Raw genomic sequence first — 17520 nt, 5'->3', positions numbered from 1 at the left:
TAAAAAGGATAGGAGATGGGAGAAAATGGGTTTGGCGAAATGTCCGAATGGACACATTTATAACCCCAGACGTTATGGGAAGATCTGCCCGTACTGCAATATGAAAACGCAGGACGAGGCATTTGCGGAAAAACCGCTGGGATTTGAGCCTCCCGTGGAAATACTGGAGGAGACGGTGCGTCCTGTGTGCGGCTGGATCATCTGCATTGAGGGTGCAAAGGTAGGTATGGATTACAAGATTCATGAAGGTAAGAATTTTGTAGGCCGGGGGGATGAAATGGATATCCAGATTCTGGGGGATAATGAGATCAACCGCAGAAATCACGCTATCATTGTATATGATCCTAAGAACCTAAATACCATGATACTTCCGGGAGATTCTTCCGGTATTGCGTACCTGAACGATAAGCCTGTATATGTACCGCTGGAACTGAATCCCTACGATATCATCAATCTGGGGCAGAGCCGTTTTCTGTTTGTTCCTCTGTGCGGAAATAATTTCTCGTGGGGGGATCTGAAATGACGATGGGTATGCAGGCGTTGTCAGGTCTGGGGCTTGTATACATCATTTTGATCTTCTGCCGCTGCATTTTGAAATGGGGAGATGGATCCTGCGGAACTGATAAGCGGCCGGGGATCGGTATTGCGCAGACTACCGGCAGCCGGCAGGTACAGGCGGACGTTGCCCAGATATGGGACAGCAGTGCCGGGCTGATGGCGGTCATAGCGGATGGAATCGGCAGTGCCAATACGGGTAAAGTCTGTGCACAGGTGGCAGCGGATGCGATTCTGGACCGTTATGAGCCATATTGCGAGCTAAACGATCCGGTATATTTTTTCAGGACATCGTTTCTGGAGGCAAACCAGCGTATCCAGAGAACGATAGGAGAGCGCAGAGGCGGTGCCAGCACCGGCGCAGTGTTTATAAATCGCAGCCACCTGTATTATGCGGTGGCAGGAGATATCCGTGTCGCAGTCATGCGGGGCGGGGAGATGATTCCGCTGAGCAAGGGGCAGACGCTGGATGTTCTGGCGGCGCAGGCCTATGAAGACGGTAAAATATCCAGACAGGATACGCTTTGGAGCATGGAGGAGAAAAAGGTCTGGAGTTATCTGGGACAGGATGGCTTCCATGAGATAGAGGTATGTGAAAAGCCTGTGCTGCTAAAGCCGGAAGATAAAGTGTTATTGATGAGCAAAGGGATCTTTGAGGAACTTTCCTGGAGAGAAATAGAGGATATCCTGATCGACACGGATAATTCCCAGAAATCCGCAGACTGCCTGATCCGTGCAGCAGAGCAGAAGGGAAATCCCCAGAGGGACAATGGAAGTGTCATACTGATACAAAGGTTGGAGGCTTAAATGAGACGAATCAATTCTGATTTTCAGACGCTTCATATATCAGAAGAGGGACAGAAGCTCTCTAACCGAGACTATTTCGGTTATGTGGAGATGGATGATTTTGCCTGCTATGTATTGGCGGACAGTCTGGATGACGAACCGGCCGTTAACAGTGCAAGATTGGTAGTAGACAGTATTATCCGTGACTTTACGGAAGCACCCACGATGGGAAAGGGCACTCTCCGGCGATATCTGCTCAGAGCACATACAGAGCTCCTGAAGCAAAGAGCGGGAATGCATTTAAAGGTTGCTGTGGTGGTGGCAGTGACCGACTACCGGACACTTCGCTATTGTCATGTGGGCAACAGCCGTCTGTACCTGATCCGGAACGCCCGGATTCTGGAACAGACGAAGGACCAGTCGCTGACGCAGAATCTGCTGGAACAGGAACGGATCCTGCTGGATGAGGCCGCAAGGCATGAAGAGCGCAACAATCTTTATTCCTTTCTGGGGGAAAGAGGAAAGCCGGAGATACAGATTTCCCGGAAAAAGAAGCTGGAAGCAGGAGATCTCCTGATACAGCTTACCAGAGGCGTATGGGAACAGTGTGGAGAGCAGGAACTCCTGCGGATCGTCAATGACGCCAAAGAGACAAAGGATATTCTGGATCAGGTGGAAGACTGTATCCTGATGGAGCAGAACAGTAGAAGTATCGACAATTACTCCATGGCTGTGACTGCTGTAAACAAGGTGTATCAGTCTCCGAAAAAACCGGTTTCCGTCAAAAAGGTTCTGATGATCGTCCTGCCTGTTCTGTTGGTGGTGATTACCGTCGGCGTGACCCTGTTTCTGCGGTACCGCAGTATTCAGAACAAAACGCAGTCCCTGTTGCAGTATATGGAAAGCGGTGAGGAGTACCTTGCCTGCAGTAACTTCCAGAAAGTGGCGGAAGAATATGAGGCAGCGAAAAAGCTGGCCGACAGCCTGCATAAGGAGCAGGAATATCGGGAGGCCGATTCCTATACGAAACTGGCAGAGCAGGTGATCTTAGCGGATGAAGCATTGAGCGCAGCGGAATATCAGAAAGCACAGGAACTGTATCTTGCAGCCAGACAGATGGCGGTGGAAAACGGAAATGTGGGACTTTCCTATATTGAGGGACAGCTTAACCGGACGGAAGGGTACATAGAAGTGTTTGATCTGATTGCTCAGGGAGAGAGAAAAGAGGAGTATGACAATCTGACAGGCGCCATTGCACTCTATCAGGAAGCAAAGGAAAAGGCTGCAGCGCTTTACTTCATGGATGGAAAGAAGGAAGCACTGGAGTTACAGATGGCAGCGGAAGAAACGCTGGAAAAGGAACAGTTAGCGGCGGAGAAACGCCTGCAGGAACAGATCGAAGCAGAGGCGGTCAGCCGGGCACTGGATCAGGATCAGAAGACAAATGACCAGCAGAACGCCATAAATATGGAAAATCAGGGAAATGAACTGTTGGCCCAAGGCAGTTATGAAAGTGCCATTACCTTTTATCGTGTGGCCCAGGCCGCCTATAAGCAGCTGGGTCTGACGGAGCTGGCCGACGGAATTGATAAAAAGATGGAAGCTGCCCAGGCCGGAATTGCAGCAAAGGAAGCGCAGGCGGCAGAGGCGGAGAAGCAGAAATCAGAATAAGGATGTGTGGAAGGGGAAACAGATGGGAGAAAGCATGAGCCGGTATACTTATACCCTGAATCCCAGTCAGGGAGTGACGGAGAAACATACCTACAGACAGAGTGAACTGGAAAAGATGACGACATTTCACCTGCGTGAAATATGCAGAAAAGAGCGTCTGGTGGTTTCTTCTGCCAAAAATGACGACAAGGATGGGCTGATCCGTTTGATTATGCGGTTCAGGGGACAGAAGGAATACCGACATATCAGAGAATTCTGTGAAGGCGGAATGGAACGCATACAGGAGTTTTTGAAGCATCAGGTCATCCGTTTTCTGGAGACTCCGGAAGTGGATATACCCGGTACCATTACGATTTTCCATGATACGGAAATGAATGAACTGGACGGCTACCGGATCAAATCTGAGGAAAAGCTTTTCGCCGGAAATCTCCTGCTGGTGGATGAGGCATTTAAAATATATACCTGTTTCTACATAGAGGAAATAGAGGATGTGGCGTATCTGTTTAAGGGAAAAGGGATGCCGGTATGTCCGTTGGAGAAGCATCAGTATTCCATTCTGTATTTCCCGAATGAAGCAATCTCGGAATTTCTGTATGACTGTTATTACGGAAATCATGTCTTCACGCCCGGACATACGGAGGCTGTTCGCATTCCGCTTCTGGATGTTCAGGAAAGACAGATTCCCCAGGCCGATCTGCCGCTGGTGATCGACTTTGGAAGCTCCAATACCACCATGGGAATCTGTCTGCCGGATGGAAGTATGCGGATCGCGACGGCGAAGGGAAAAACGATTATTCCCAGTGTGATCGGTGTGCAGGAAAAAGCGGGCGGAGAAACGGAATTTTTGTTTGGCTATGATGCACAGGAGATGAACAGGCAGAACTACCGGGATGAGGAGGCAGCTGTATTTTATGATATCAAGCGGTGGATCAGCGATGCAGACCGGGTGGAGAGCGTCATATTAAAGAGTGGATATAAATACCAGTTTCCGAGAAAAGAGATGCTCCGTGCCTATCTGGATCATCTTCTGGAAATGGCGCGTCAGCAGTTTAAGTGCAGCTTTACCAATATTCAGCTATTGGCACCGATCCGGCAGAAAGAGAAGTTCCGGCGGGTGTTCAAGGAACTGCTTCCGGAATATACCGTGAACTGCGAGCTGGACGAGGGAATGGCCGTATTGTTCCACAGCATTCACAGCATGATCCGGGCAAAGGCATATGAGGAACGCAGATGGTATCACGCCCTTGTGATTGACTGTGGCGGCGGAACCACAGATTTAACTTCCGGGCGGTTCCGGATTGAGAATAACAGGGTGTCCTATATCATTGATCTGGAAACACGCTATGAAAACGGCGACACAAATCTGGGCGGAAATAACCTGACCTACCGTATTCTTCAGCTTTTAAAGCTGCGTCTGACGGAAGAACTGGGATTTCAGACGAAAGAAGCCTTATTCATAGGGGGCGCAGAGGAAGGCAAATCCGCTTACGAGGAACTGGAGAGACGATACCTTCAGGCAGAAAAGTGGCTGCCTACCCGGTTTAAGGAGTATGAGGGCAGGAGCAGGGAGCAGTATTTCTACGTCAAGAATAATTACTACTACCTTTTTGAACTGGCAGAACAGGTGAAAAAGCTGTTTTTTCAAGCCGGATTCTGTTACAGGCTGAAAATATCCACGAATAAGGGAGAGGATCTCTTCTTAGATAAATGGAAGCTTTCCTTCTGTGGAAAAGGAGATGGCGGATCCGCTGCAGAGCAGCTGGAAACGATTTCCGGACCTTTGGAAATCTGTCTGTATTTACATGAAATAGAGGAACTATTGAGACCGGAAATATATGGACTGATGGAGCGTTTTCTCGATCAGAAATTTGAAAAAGGACAGCTTGCGGAATATGAGATGATCAAGCTGACGGGGCAGTCCTGCAAATCGAGACTGTTTCTGGAAGCGCTCAAACAGTATGTTCCGGGAAAGCGGATACAGGGTGTCCGGCGGGACGATGCAGGGACGGAACTGAAAATGTGCTGTCTGGAGGGAGCACTTGCTTACTTTATGAACTGCAAGCTGGGATACATGAAGGTAAACGAGAACTATAGAGTAGGCAGCCTGCCCTATGAGATTATGGCGTATACCCATGAAAAGGAAGAGAAAACCCTGATTAAGAGTCAGGATACGCAGAATGTGATCGGATACATTTCCCGTTTCCACATCGGAAATCAATTGGATCTGTATCTTAATGATGAACAGGGGGAATGGCTCAGGACATACCATTTTGCCTATGACACTTCTAAATTTGAGAAGACTACCCAGAAGGAGATCGACGAGGATTATGCGGGTACGGTGATTCAGGAAGAAACAGATATCATTTTAGAGGGAGAGATGAAGTTCTTTGTATGGGTTTCCAAGGAACGTTGGGGATTTGTGGTGCTGCCCATCCTGAGAGATCAAGAGGAACTATATAAAGGTGCAGAAACCTTCTTCGATTTTGAAGACGATACCTGGGAACTGAATTTCTTTGACGGAAGGAAGTAGGTGTGCATTATGGGGTGGTCAGGTCAGGAAGACGGCATGGACGTAATGAAAGAGATAATCCAGAAGGAGATACAATCCATAAGCAGTCTGGAAGAAAGGGTGATCTTCAAGAATCTGATGGAAGGAGTCTTTTTATCCCTGTATGACACGAATCGGGAGATGTACGAGGGATTGGAGCGCCGCATCAAAGAAGAATTGGACTATGACAAAAACCGCTATTATGTAAAGACAGGCATTGTGGAGAGGGAATTTTTCGATGCCTCCCACCATCTGCTGTCACCAATGGATGAAAGTGATCTGGCAGAAAAACTGTATGATATGAAGGAAATTCTGCGGGCGGTGGAAGAAGAGGGAGCGTTCCGGCTGATGAAAGTCATGTTACGCTGCGATTTTCTGGAACAGCAGAAACTGCTGGCATTGCAACCTGTGTTTGAAGGCGTCATCGAGACCGAAGAACCGGAGAAGGAATGGAAGGTGGAGATCCGTCTGCGGGAAAATCGGGAGTATCTGAAAAAAATAGAATACCTGTATCTGTTGTTTACCAGAAACGGCATACCCTGGCAGACCGCCAATGCACCCTATCTGTATAAGATGGCGGACATGATCGTGACCGGGCTCCCGGAAGGAATTACCGGCAAAGAGAAAATCAGGCGGGTAACCATCCAGTTTGGAGAATACAGCAGTATGATTCAAGAAGATGTCATTCCGGTATGGAATATTCAGAGACTTGAGCTGGACAGCATCGGTTTCCCCATACCCTGCGGAGACCATCAGAATTATGAACACAGCGTTTCCCTGAAGAAGCATGGAATAAATCATGCATATCTGGTGGAGGATGACAGGAATGTGCAGAGTGTCAGTCAGGAAGGGGAAAGATTAAGAATCGTATGCAAAACCGGTGAAGCAAAAAAATGGGGGATCTATCAGATCCGTTCTTCCCAGGAGCAGAAGATAGACCGCTATACCTTTCCCATCATGGGAAACGGCCGGGAAGAAAACTTTGCAGAGAAATACCAGAGAAAGTGGAACCAGCAGATCAGGACCAAAACAGAGCTGGCGCATTTCATAAAGGGATTCGGGCTGGAGGATTATGTACGTTATCAGGACTGTCAGGTAGAGGACGACTTTCCGGGCAATAGGGAGACATACGCGGTGAACTGCTTTATTCCGGATGAGATCCGGCTCAGATCAACGCAGAAGAAACTGGTTCTCTATTTCCAACCGGGAAAACAGGAGAGGTGGCTGCAGAGAGATATTCTGAGTTTTCTGGTATCTGAGGTACAGCGGATCTATCCGGAATATGACTGTGGGGGAATATTGGTATGAGGTACCTCTGGGAAGTACTATTGGAAGCGAAAAAGGAACAGATTCCGGAAGAGAGACTTCGGTTTGTCCATGCGCCACAGGGCAGCGGGTATATGGAACTGTCCCTGCCCTGTCTCAACCAGACCTGGCTGGGAGAAGAGGAGCAGCCGGAAGACATCAACATAGAGGTGAATACCTATTATCGCTTTTATGACATATTCTGTGAAATGTTTCCACCGGATGAGGCAGAGTTCCCCTCACTGCGGGAAAGTCTGACAAATTTATGCCTGCATATGCTGGCACAGAATGATATCAGGATGGGCATGACAAGGGAAGATTACCACAAGAGACTTCTTGCAAAAGAGATTCTGGACGGAAACTTCGGAGAAATAGCAGGAAACGTATTCCGGTCAATGAGCAGCAAAGAGCAGGAGATATTGCTGGGCGGATGGCTGAACAGCTTCCGGACAGGCAGTGTCCTGCCGGTTTTTCTGGATATGGTTCATGGTCTGGTGGCGGATAGCATCGTCTATCACAACAACGCCTATCCGGATGAGATTCTGATCTATACCGGATGGAAGAGAGAGCGGAACCTGGAGCAGAGGATCCGATTCCTGATCGATACGTTTCTGGACATCCGGTATCGGGTGGAAATCTTTTATGAATATCATTTCGGGATAATCGGAGTAGAGGAGACGATGCGGATCGGGGAGATCGCGATCTGCTGAAGGGAGAGAAAATGTTTCAGAATATTTATCCTGTGTTTGAACCCAAAAGACTTTTAAAAAAAGAGATGTTGGAAAATCTCAGGGATTTTCCCAGAAGCCTGTTTGGATTGCAGTATCAGAATTACAGCGATGGAATTCTGTATGGATGTGACATTACGGGAACGGAGACAGGGATGATTCTTCTGCCGGGAATATTGTGTTACAAAGGTGTGCCCTATTTTCTGGAGAGACCATATCCTGTTTCGTGTAAAGCAGAAGGAAAAATGGCATATGTAAAGGTACATTTCTGGGATAAGACCATCGGCAGCGGCGGTGAAGAGTATTTGTCACAAATCATTGTGGATGAACAGGAGCCGGATGCAGAACAGGAACTGGAGCTGGCACGGTTTAAACTTCAGGCGGGAGCAAGACTTCGCTCAGACTATGTGGACTTTTATGATTACGAGACCGAATTTGATACGGTGAATCGTATTTACGTGCCTTATGCCGCACCGGATCATCCCGGCATCTGGCCGCAGATTTTAAAGAGCTTTGCAAGAGAATTATTAAAGTATGCTGTGACAGATCCGTGGGATTGTGCATTCTGTCTCCAATGTCTGCAAAGGAAGGAGGCCATGCCTTATGAGGCGGTCCGTGCCTATCTTCATGCAAGGCTGGGGCAGAGTAAGGAATACACAAATATGCAGATGTATGGCGCATTGAAGAGAATTCTGGGTGAAGCGGGCGGAAGGGAAGAGATTCCCGGACAGACCCGAAAGAAAGAGGGAACATTGCTCATGCTTTAACGGTGTGAGGGAAAAGGAGGCGGCAGGCATGGAAAACGAAATGGATTTGTCCATAGCACGGTTTATCAGAGAGCAGCGGGAACGGGAAGAACAGGAGGAAAGAGAACGCCTGCGGAAACAGTATGATCCCAGGGAGCGGATTACTTATACGCTGGAGGAGATGATGGAGGGGATACGAAGCGGACGACAGTATCTCTATACATTGTTGCTGGAGTTTGAACCGAAGGACCTGTTGGAAGGACGGTTGACGGTTCCTTTTATTAAAAATTTCTATGATGTGGAGCAAAATGAAGCCGGAATGATTCTTTTGGCAAGCAATACACGCAAGGTTGTTTTTAATGTATCTGATGCACCTTGCACAAAAGTGAAGATGCCTCTGAATAAATGGATCGAGCAGACCAAAGAAGCCATGAAGGATATGCACATATATATTAAGCCCGGGAAAAAGGCGGTGGTAGGAAATATGGAATATTTCTGCTATACGGCGCCTACATCCAGAGGACGTCTTTTTAACATCGTCTTTCGGTTGAAAAAAGGCGGCAGGATATATGCGGGAAACCTGAATTGCCCGGAGGAAGAGCAAAAAGGCATGGGACTGTTGCTGGAGGCAATGGTGCATGTGATTGAGGAAATGAACCGTTAGAAGGGAGGGAGCAGCGTATGGATGCGATTACCTATGGGAGTCTTTTTCTGATACTGGGAAGTACGCGTCTGTCGGTTTTGACATGCTGCATCAGTGAAAATCCCGGGAAGCACGGATTCCTTTCCGCAGATGCAGAGACGCAGGAGGAACTGAAGGATTATCTTCTGTACGAGGAAGATGGTCATATCGGATTATTTGTAATGCTCGGAGAGACCATAAAACCGTTGTTTTACGGCACGGTGACCTGTATGGAAGTAAAGGCTCAGGGAGGAAGGTGTGTGCTGCATCTGGAGGCACTGACGGAAAGCTATCAGATGGATCTTACAGTAAGGAACCGGTCTTTTCAGGACGTAGCCATGACCTCCCACCAGTTAATTCAAAAGATATTGGAGCCTTATTCGCAAAGTCAGATTCTGTTCTCCATAGAAGATAAGGCATTAGGGCAGATTATGGTGCAGTATCAGGAAACGGATTGGGAATTTCTGAACCGTGTTCTTTCCGCGTATGGTGCCAGTGCGTATATTGCAGGCAATGAACCGGGGATTTATCTGAGAGTAGGATTGATGGATACAGAGGAGGATGCAGACTGGGATCTGCTTCCCTATGTTCTGCATCGTAATGCTGCGCCCAGAGAGACAAAAAAAGGACTGAAAGGGCAGATCTGCTATCAGATAGAGACATATGACATTCTTCCATTGGGAGAAAAAGTGCTTTTCAAAGGGAAAGAACTGTATATCGGAAAAATCGAAAGATTTTTCCGGCAGGGACTTTTTGTCAGCAGATATTATCTGTATTTTGCAGAGGGACTGAGGAAACTGAAATATTACAATCCGTTCCTCGGTGGAGTATCCATAAACGGGGTGGTTACGGCCGTCAGCAGGAATCGGCTTCAGGCACAATTAGAGACGGATGCTTTGGCAAATTACAGGAAAAAGTATTTTTTCCCCTTTTCTACAGTGGCAGCATCTCCGGATGGAAGTGGATGGTATTGCATGCCCAGACCGGGGGATCAGGTAAGGATTTTCTTCCCCACCGCAGATGAGAAGGAAAGCTATGCGATTGCAAATATTCAGGGAGATTCGTCGCCTGCATCTGACAGTCCGATGAGCAGGCCTGATCTGAAGGATATTACCATGCCGGATGGAAAGGCTGTCCGGTTTATAGAAGGCGGAATACAACTGGCCGTTGGCGGAAATAAAGGAACTGTCACTCTGACAAATGATGGAAACGCCGAAATTGTTACCGATGATGACATTGAAATCAGCGCGGCGGAGGCAGTGTGTTTCAGCACGGATGGAATGATGAGTGTGACAGCGGGATCCCGGATACAGTTTATCAATGATGCGGGGGGAAATATTACCGTAACAGACGAAACAGTGAAAATCGATGCTGCTATGATTATCAACAATTAGCGGAGGGATATTATGTACAGTTTGCATGATATAGAAGTAAACGGGCTGGATCTGGCAGAGGTGTTGGAGTGTGAAATAGAATCCCGGGCAGGAGAGCATAGTACGCTGGTGATCCTTGCCCGTGTGACAGAAGAAGAGTTTGTATTTGAAATCTCAGATTGTCAGGATCTTGAAGTACTTCTGCGCGAAGGAGAAGGCAGGAAGATCCTGTTCTCCGGCATCCTGACGGATATTCAGATAACGGAAAGCGGTCAGGTGAAGACTGTACGAATAGAAGGAAAGAGCCGCAGCTGGCTTATGGATCGGGAGAAACATTCCCGTTCTTTCCAGAACGCTAAGATGACTTTTCAGGAGTTAGCACAGGAAATACTGGCAAATTATAAGGATGCTGATCTGATCTATGCTGCTGCGGGAAAGGCGGTTGGAAGTCTGATCGTTCAGTATGAGGAGACGGATTGGGAATTCCTGCAGAGAGTGCTTTCCAGGGAAGGTATTATGATCACTCCGGACTGCCGACAGCCCGGCTTAAAATTATATGCGGGAGTTCCGGAGCTTATGGAGTCAGCATTTCCCTGTCATATTCTGGATATGGAAAAGGATATGGACGGATATTATGAGCTGAAGGCAAACGGCAGAGAGGTGCATGCATCGGATTTTACCCGCTATACGGTCGTTTCAGAACAGCTTATGGGAATCTTTGATCCGGTCCGGATACAGGGAAATCCTTTTGTGGTTTATGCATGCAGATATTCCTTTGAAGATCAGGAGATGCAGGGAACTTATAAATTACAAAGTGCAAAGGGGCTTACAAGGCCTGTGATCTATCCCATGCATTTGATCGGGGTAGCGCTGAATGGCAATGTGGTGAACGTATCAGGTACAAAAGTGCAGGTAGCAATGGCAATTGATGGAAACAGCAGGAAACGTGCATTGTACTGGTTCCCCTATTCCACCCTGTCTGCATCCTCAGATGGCAGCGGATGGTATTGCATGCCGGAGGTGGGAGATGATGTGCGGATATATTTTCCTTCCAAGGCAGAATCTGAGGCAATTGCACTGAGTGCTGTAAGTAATTACGATGCACCGCAGAGTGGAGAAGATCGGATGAGCGATCCGGACAACCGGTATCTGCGCACCAAATCCGGGCAGGAGCTTGCACTGGCCCCGGAGTATATAAAGCTTTCCTGTGGAAAAGCAGCATCCGCAGTGACAATTCAGACGGATGGAAAGGTCAAAATACAATCTCAGTCTATGGTGAAGGCAATGGCACAGGAAGAGATTGCGATTCATGCGGAGGAGCAGGTGACGCTTCATGTATCGGAACAATTTATTATGCATAGTCTGAGCGGCGGACAGATTGTATCCAGCAAAGGCAACGTTATTATGCAGGGAACAGAAGTAATCGTGGATTAACATGTTTTGAAGGAGAGACAGATGGACAGAGAAACGGCTTTGCAGAATTACAGAGAAGCGGTATCGGGAAAAATAGCAGCATTCCGCAGCCATATGGGGGATTCTGTTCTGGAACATGCCAAGGATTGGGAGGCTGTGGTAGAAAAAGCCATGAAGCTTCTGGGAGAGCAGATGGAAAAACAGGGAAAGGAGTATGTATGTTTTTTGTATTTTTCTCTGTTGAAGTCAGATACGATCAACAGAAACTATCGGGTTCAGCTTCACGGTCTCGATATGAGCTGGTATATGGATAAGGAACCGGTTGAGGTGTATGTGGATGTAAAGGAATTGCTTACACCTTTGGATGAACTTTGGAATGAGTTAGTTTGTGCCAATCAGGGATATGGTGTCTCTGTCAATGAATATGACATTCAGAATCTGCTGTTTGATGAACTGACCATTATGGACAATATGATCTGTCAGGTGCTTCGCTATCGTCTGCGGGACTGGGAGAAAAAGGGAATCTTTGAGCCTGTTACCCGTTCTCCCTATTGGGTCCTGAGGTGGGGGGAATATCGTGATCAGACCGAAATACTGGTTCAGACGGACCGGGTGGAAAAGGATCCCGGCGTCTGGAAGACCGAACTGTCAAAGGCAGCCAGAGAGCCGGAAAAGATGGTGTTCAGTTATTGGTATAAAGGCACCTATGCAGACAGAACGATCCGGGACATGGATATGCGCTTTATTACGTTTGAGGAAAGCACCGTACAAAACATTGTATTTCAGAACTGCAATCTGGAAGGAAGCCGTTTCCCCGGAACCAGACTGACGGGATGCAGCTTTGAAGGGTGTAATCTGTGGGGGGCAGATTTTCGGGAGTGCACGTTTGAACAGACATCTTTTGCCGGAGCTGAACTTACTGCCGCTGTGTTCCCCGCAGAAAGTGTTCCGTTTCTGGATATCAGTGCAGAGCAGCTTCAGGTAATCCGTCTGGACAGGGAGGAAGAATCATGAGGTATTTCTTTATTACGCAGGACAAAAATCTGCCGGGATCTATTCAGTATCGTGATTTTGATATCAATGGGAGCCGTCATGTGTTTTCTAAAGAGGACAGCAGCCAGTTGGACAGTGTTGTGGCATTGTATCTGGCAGGGGATGGCAACGAGGCCAGATGGGATTTTCTACAGCATCCGGTAACCATGTTCTCCAGAAGATTCCGGAATATTCTGGATGCGTATGAACCGGGATTGTTCTTCCAGGAGGTAGTTCTAATCCACAAGGAGAGTTCCCGGCAGTACCGGTATGTACATACGTTAATGGATCAGCTGGATGCGGTGGGAAGTCAGACGGAATATTATCCCAACGGGACGGTAAAGCGTCTGGTTTTAGACAGCGGGAAAATTGGACAGCATAACCTGTTCCTGCTGAAAGGGAACCAGAGAAAGGATCCGATTGTCAGTCTGCCTCTGGCAGAGAGCCTGCTGCGGCGCAGGCCGATGGGAATACACTTTGAAGAAGTGGAGGTGCAGTAAATGAGTGAGATACAGCCAAGTCTGGGAGAACTGGAGGATGCACAGAATACTGCCTATGAGAATTTCTTCACAGCGCGGGATGCTGTTACGGCGGCTGGGGAAAGAGTTGCTGCCGCCGATGAAGCGGTATGTCTGGCAGAGAAAAAGTATATGAACGGTGAAATCAGTGTGGAAGAGTGGGAGGCAACGTTACAGGAATTAAGCGATGCACAAGTGGCTGAGACAGCGGCAAATGAGAACTATGAAGCTGCGGCAGCGGGGGCGCAGGCGGCAGCGGAAGCGGTGGAGGCCAAAAAACAGGAACTTCGTGACAGCCGTGTAAATGACACCGCTTATGTGGTACATTGTGCCCGGATCGAGTGCCCTTTTGGTATGCGTGAAAGCTATCTGGCACTGGATGCTACCCATGGGGTACTGACGCACCAGATACCGCAGATGACGGTAAAAGATATGATTCTGAATACAAATATCATTAACTTCGGTGGATGCCACAGCAGGGAGAACCCTGATGTTCAGGCGGAGATTGAAAAAACCAACGCCATCATAGAATCCAAAAAAGACTGGCGGGACGATGTGGTGGGCTATTTCACAAAGAAATGGAATGAGCGTGTAACAATCATAAAAGCAGGGATCGGTCTTGCAAAAAAACTATTAGGGATGAAAAAGAAAGAAAAGACCGAAGAAGAAAAGCTGGAAGAAATGAGTTCAGATTTTGTTGGTGAGTGCAAGGCCCAGTTCCCCGCGGACGGAGAATGGCTGGAAGGGCATGAAAAGGTATTTATTAATGGGGAACCGTTGCTGTTGCGCAGATGCAGTATCATGTGCAGTTACGGAGGATGTGTAACGATCTTGCTTTCGGGACAGCCGGAATAGGAGGAAAAAGGTATGGAGCTTGCTTATCAGGGTCTTTTCATTCGACTTCCCTTTGAAGGTGCGGTTGGAGTAGAAGCATTTGAAATGAATGCGTCATTTAATGACCATGTCACATTAAGGCTGTTACTTCTGGTGGAAGAAGAAAAGATAGAAGCTCTCATTCATGGTATTGGGGATGGGGATGATATAGAGGTATATAAGGCGGAGGCTGATGGGCTTTTATATGCCGGAAAGATTACAGACGCTAAAATGGAGCAGGATCGCAGCCTGCACCTTTTGCAGCTGGAAGCAGCTTCTTATACCATGGAATGGGGGCTTGCACCGGTAAGCCAGAGCTTTCTGAACTTAGACACAACATACAGGCAGGTTATGGACAAGGTCCTTAAGAATCAGAAGGATGCGGAAATTCTGGACTGTGCTACCAAAGGTGCTGTGATTCCTGATTTCCTGCTTCAGTATGAGGAGAGCGACTGGAATTTCCTCGTGCGTCTTGCCAGTCATTTTCATACCTTTATGGTACCGGACTGCCGTGCGGCGCATGGACGGGCCTATTTTGGAATTCCGGATCTGGGGGAAGAATATGTCCTGAGCGATGAAGAGTTTACAGAGATCAAGGATATGGACCAGTATTATCGTCTGGGCAGAGAACAGAAAATCCTTCCGCAGGAAACCCTTAAATGGAAAGTGACTGCCAGGCAGGATTTCTGTCTGGCACAGAAGGTACGCTTCCGGGGGATCAGTGCCATTGTCACAAGGATACAGTATCAGACGGTAGAAGGAGAACTTGTACGGACTTATGAACTGAGCCGGAGAAAGGGTGTGTTATGTGCCCCTGAAAAGAATCCTCATATTTTCGGTATGAGCATCCCCGCTACGGTAAAAGAGCGTTCGGGAAATTGTGTCAGGGTGCATTTCCATATTGATCCGGAATATGATAATTCCCCTAATGTAAAATACTTTACTTATGCGATCGAGAGCAGCTTTATCTACTGTATGCCGGAGGTGGGAAGTCAGGTACATATTTACTTCCCCGGGGATGATGAGAAAGATGCTATTGCAGTTCATGCCATCCGGACATCCGGCGGTTCCTCCGCATCCGGTTATGCACAGATACCGGACAACAAATCTTTTTCCAATGTAAATGGGGCGGAACTTTTGATGACTCCATCTAAGGCTATCGTATCTGCCGATCAGGAAAAGCAGACCTGTGTCTATCTGGATACAGATGGAAATGCCCTTATCACAGGGAAGAAGATTTGTCTCCATGCGGAAAAGAATCTGATTGTGGGTGATCCTGCAGAGGAAGACGGACAGGCTTCCAGACAAATGGTGCTGGAGGCGGAGGAACTGACGGTTCAGGTCGGAGGGAACGGTTCTCAGATCAACTTAACGGATGAGGCACGGATTATAGCAGCCTTTGTAAAGATGGATGCATCGGACCGGTCGCCTGCTGCAAATCCGTCTCTGGAAGAACTCAGATCATCTGTAACAGCAAATGATGAGACCAACAGAAAAAATATCAATGAAGATGTCAGCAATGAACTGGTGGAGAAATTCGAGGAAGGCAGAACCGGTATTCTGAAAGGGATCGTAAAAGTGGCTGCCACAGTTGCAACTGTGGCGGTAGCGGTAGCGCTGACCGCAGCAACCGGCGGTGCTGCGGCAGTTATTATTGCAACCGTGGTGTTGGGAGCAGCTACGGCTGCATATGCTGTAGCAGATGTGGGAGAAGGAATAGACAATTACAAAAAGGCCCAAAGCGGTGATTTAAGTCAGGGACACAATTTCATGCGGGATGACGTATTCGGTGGAAACGAGCTCCTGTATGAACTGGTGAGAGCGGGTACGGAGATTGCCTTCGGTGTTGTATCCGGCTGTGCAATAGGTAGTGCATTTAATAAATTGATGACAGCAGAAAAATTCATACATCTTGCTAAGGAAGCAAAATGTCTGAAGGCAGTCATGCAGATAGGGGGAAATGTCCTGGATGGTATTTTTGATGATCTGGCACGGACAGGAGAGATCAATCCTGCCAGGACACTATGGAATATCGGGATAGGATTTGCACAGGGCAGTACCGGCAGTGGCATCCGTGACGGACTATTGAGTAAATTAGGTATTGAAGGATGTTCCTTCGGAAACCATCTCATTAAGACATTTCTGGGCGGTTTTATTGATACCGGCATAGATGGGGTGGGTTCTGCTCTGAGTGAACAGGACTTTGATCTGAAGAGCAGCCTTATCCAGAATCTTTTCTTTAATGGACTGGACGCTTTTATCAGCGATCCTGTGGACGCAGTCACGGGAATCTATGTCATTCAGGCTACGGATTTCCTGCTGGCCAGCGTGCCCTTTGCCCTGAAACTGGAACGGTCCTATTATTCTACCAATAATACGGTCTCTGTACTGGGGCTGGGATGGAAATTCCCATATGCCAGCAGGATATATCGGGATACAAGGGATGTGGAGCATACCCGGGTTCATCTGGAGACCATCACGGGTCATTCTGTGTGCTACGAGGAGCAGGATGGCCGTTGGGTGAACCAGAGCAAGGGAGCATCCAGATTCCTGATGGAAGTACAGGAGGCAGAGATAACCGGACAGGAGCGGTATGTGCTTACGGATGTGGTGGACCATACCCTGAGTGTTTATGATGCCAGAGGACTGCTTCAGTCTGTGGAATATCCAAATCAGCAGCGCTTAAGCTTTGCCTATGGAGAAGAGGGGCTGGAACGGATCGTTACGCCCCTGGGCAATGTACTTCAGGTAGAGTGCCGGGGTGGGCGTATTCTGCAGATTACGGATGAGATCGGACGCAGGACCCAGTATCGCTATGAGGGCGATCTTCTGGTGGATGTGGTGCATACGGACGAGGGGATTACCCACTACGAATATGATGAAAACGGACATATTTCTTCCGTTACGGATCAGAACGGAAGTTGTTATCTGGAGAACGAGTATGACGTGAAGGGCAGGGTCACCCGTCAGAACTTTTCAAGCGGTGTGTACCAGACCTTTACTTATGATGATATTCATCACAGGAATACCATTTATTACAGCGAAACGGGCAAGACGGAGATCTATGAATACAATAACCGGTTTCTGAAGGAACGGGTAATTTATGAGGATGGTTCGTTTCAGACCTATCAGTATTCGGATGACAACTTAAAGGTGGAAGAAATCAGTCGTCTGGGCAGCAGGAAAGAGTGGGAGTACGATGCCTATGGAAGAAGCATCCGGGAAAAATTCCCGGATGGCTTTGAAGTGCACCATGAATATAATGAGCACCATGATCTGGTACATACATG

Annotated in this window: 14 protein-coding genes; all 14 read left to right on the top strand. The window is 47.9% G+C overall.

What is annotated here, in order from left to right:
- The first annotated feature begins 25 nt into the window (after positions 1–25).
- Positions 26–523: an FHA domain-containing protein gene (locus DWZ61_RS14065; RefSeq protein ID WP_117466270.1), complete on the top strand. Its 498-nt coding sequence runs from the start codon at positions 26–28 to the stop codon at positions 521–523.
- Positions 520–1362: a protein phosphatase 2C domain-containing protein gene (locus DWZ61_RS14060; protein ID WP_243026427.1), complete on the top strand. Its 843-nt coding sequence runs from the start codon at positions 520–522 to the stop codon at positions 1360–1362. The genes DWZ61_RS14065 and DWZ61_RS14060 overlap by 4 nt, the downstream gene beginning before the upstream one ends.
- On the top strand, positions 1363–3012 hold the full coding sequence (locus DWZ61_RS14055) for a hypothetical protein (RefSeq protein WP_118539232.1): 1650 nt from the start codon (positions 1363–1365) through the stop codon (positions 3010–3012).
- Positions 3013–3034: 22 nt separating this feature from the next.
- A complete protein-coding gene (locus DWZ61_RS14050) occupies positions 3035–5542 on the top strand; it encodes a hypothetical protein (protein WP_243026426.1) in 2508 nt (835 codons plus the stop codon).
- A 9-nt stretch (positions 5543–5551) separates the two neighbouring features.
- Positions 5552–6868: a hypothetical protein gene (locus DWZ61_RS14045; protein WP_118539230.1), complete on the top strand. Its 1317-nt coding sequence runs from the start codon at positions 5552–5554 to the stop codon at positions 6866–6868.
- Positions 6865–7575, top strand: coding sequence for a hypothetical protein (locus DWZ61_RS14040; RefSeq protein WP_117466267.1), 711 nt, complete (start codon positions 6865–6867; stop codon positions 7573–7575). Before DWZ61_RS14045 ends, DWZ61_RS14040 begins: the two co-directional genes overlap by 4 nt.
- Positions 7576–7586: 11 nt before the next feature.
- Entirely contained in the window at positions 7587–8360 is a 774-nt protein-coding gene (locus tag DWZ61_RS14035) for a hypothetical protein (RefSeq protein WP_118539228.1), read from the top strand.
- A gap of 28 nt (positions 8361–8388) precedes the next feature.
- Positions 8389–9003, top strand: coding sequence for a hypothetical protein (locus DWZ61_RS14030; protein ID WP_118539226.1), 615 nt, complete (start codon positions 8389–8391; stop codon positions 9001–9003).
- Between the two features lie 17 nt (positions 9004–9020).
- Positions 9021–10415 carry a contractile injection system protein, VgrG/Pvc8 family gene (locus DWZ61_RS14025; protein WP_118504509.1) on the top strand — a complete coding sequence of 465 codons (1395 nt, stop codon included), beginning with the start codon at positions 9021–9023 and terminating at the stop codon, positions 10413–10415.
- Positions 10416–10427: 12 nt separating this feature from the next.
- Positions 10428–11828 carry a phage late control D family protein gene (locus DWZ61_RS14020; protein ID WP_118539224.1) on the top strand — a complete coding sequence of 467 codons (1401 nt, stop codon included), beginning with the start codon at positions 10428–10430 and terminating at the stop codon, positions 11826–11828.
- Positions 11829–11849: 21 nt separating this feature from the next.
- Positions 11850–12821: a pentapeptide repeat-containing protein gene (locus DWZ61_RS14015; protein ID WP_118539222.1), complete on the top strand. Its 972-nt coding sequence runs from the start codon at positions 11850–11852 to the stop codon at positions 12819–12821.
- Entirely contained in the window at positions 12818–13339 is a 522-nt protein-coding gene (locus DWZ61_RS14010) for a DUF1629 domain-containing protein (protein WP_117466261.1), read from the top strand. The genes DWZ61_RS14015 and DWZ61_RS14010 overlap by 4 nt, the downstream gene beginning before the upstream one ends.
- A complete protein-coding gene (locus DWZ61_RS14005) occupies positions 13340–14212 on the top strand; it encodes a DUF4280 domain-containing protein (RefSeq protein ID WP_118539220.1) in 873 nt (290 codons plus the stop codon). It begins immediately after the preceding gene.
- A gap of 12 nt (positions 14213–14224) precedes the next feature.
- The coding region (locus tag DWZ61_RS14000; RefSeq protein WP_147354719.1) for a DUF6531 domain-containing protein at positions 14225–17520 on the top strand (3296 nt) is incomplete at its 3' end.

The sequence above is a fragment of the Clostridium sp. AF34-10BH genome (genome assembly GCF_003478095.1).
Taxonomy (GTDB): Bacteria; Bacillota; Clostridia; order Lachnospirales; family Lachnospiraceae; genus Acetatifactor; species Acetatifactor acetigignens.
The sequence above is the reverse complement of the archived record's forward strand: the minus strand, read 5'-3'. Positions and strand labels throughout refer to the sequence as shown.

Bases quoted from the DNA above. Each gene is read 5' to 3' on its own strand.
- DWZ61_RS14065 (WP_117466270.1), top strand. From the start codon at position 26: ATGGGTTTGGCGAAATGTCCGAATGGACACATTTATAACCCCAGACGT.
- DWZ61_RS14060 (WP_243026427.1), top strand. From the start codon at position 520: ATGACGATGGGTATGCAGGCGTTGTCAGGTCTGGGGCTTGTATACATC.
- DWZ61_RS14055 (WP_118539232.1), top strand. From the start codon at position 1,363: ATGAGACGAATCAATTCTGATTTTCAGACGCTTCATATATCAGAAGAG.
- DWZ61_RS14050 (WP_243026426.1), top strand. From the start codon at position 3,035: ATGGGAGAAAGCATGAGCCGGTATACTTATACCCTGAATCCCAGTCAG.
- DWZ61_RS14045 (WP_118539230.1), top strand. From the start codon at position 5,552: ATGGGGTGGTCAGGTCAGGAAGACGGCATGGACGTAATGAAAGAGATA.
- DWZ61_RS14040 (WP_117466267.1), top strand. From the start codon at position 6,865: ATGAGGTACCTCTGGGAAGTACTATTGGAAGCGAAAAAGGAACAGATT.
- DWZ61_RS14035 (WP_118539228.1), top strand. From the start codon at position 7,587: ATGTTTCAGAATATTTATCCTGTGTTTGAACCCAAAAGACTTTTAAAA.
- DWZ61_RS14030 (WP_118539226.1), top strand. From the start codon at position 8,389: ATGGAAAACGAAATGGATTTGTCCATAGCACGGTTTATCAGAGAGCAG.
- DWZ61_RS14025 (WP_118504509.1), top strand. From the start codon at position 9,021: ATGGATGCGATTACCTATGGGAGTCTTTTTCTGATACTGGGAAGTACG.
- DWZ61_RS14020 (WP_118539224.1), top strand. From the start codon at position 10,428: ATGTACAGTTTGCATGATATAGAAGTAAACGGGCTGGATCTGGCAGAG.
- DWZ61_RS14015 (WP_118539222.1), top strand. From the start codon at position 11,850: ATGGACAGAGAAACGGCTTTGCAGAATTACAGAGAAGCGGTATCGGGA.
- DWZ61_RS14010 (WP_117466261.1), top strand. From the start codon at position 12,818: ATGAGGTATTTCTTTATTACGCAGGACAAAAATCTGCCGGGATCTATT.
- DWZ61_RS14005 (WP_118539220.1), top strand. From the start codon at position 13,340: ATGAGTGAGATACAGCCAAGTCTGGGAGAACTGGAGGATGCACAGAAT.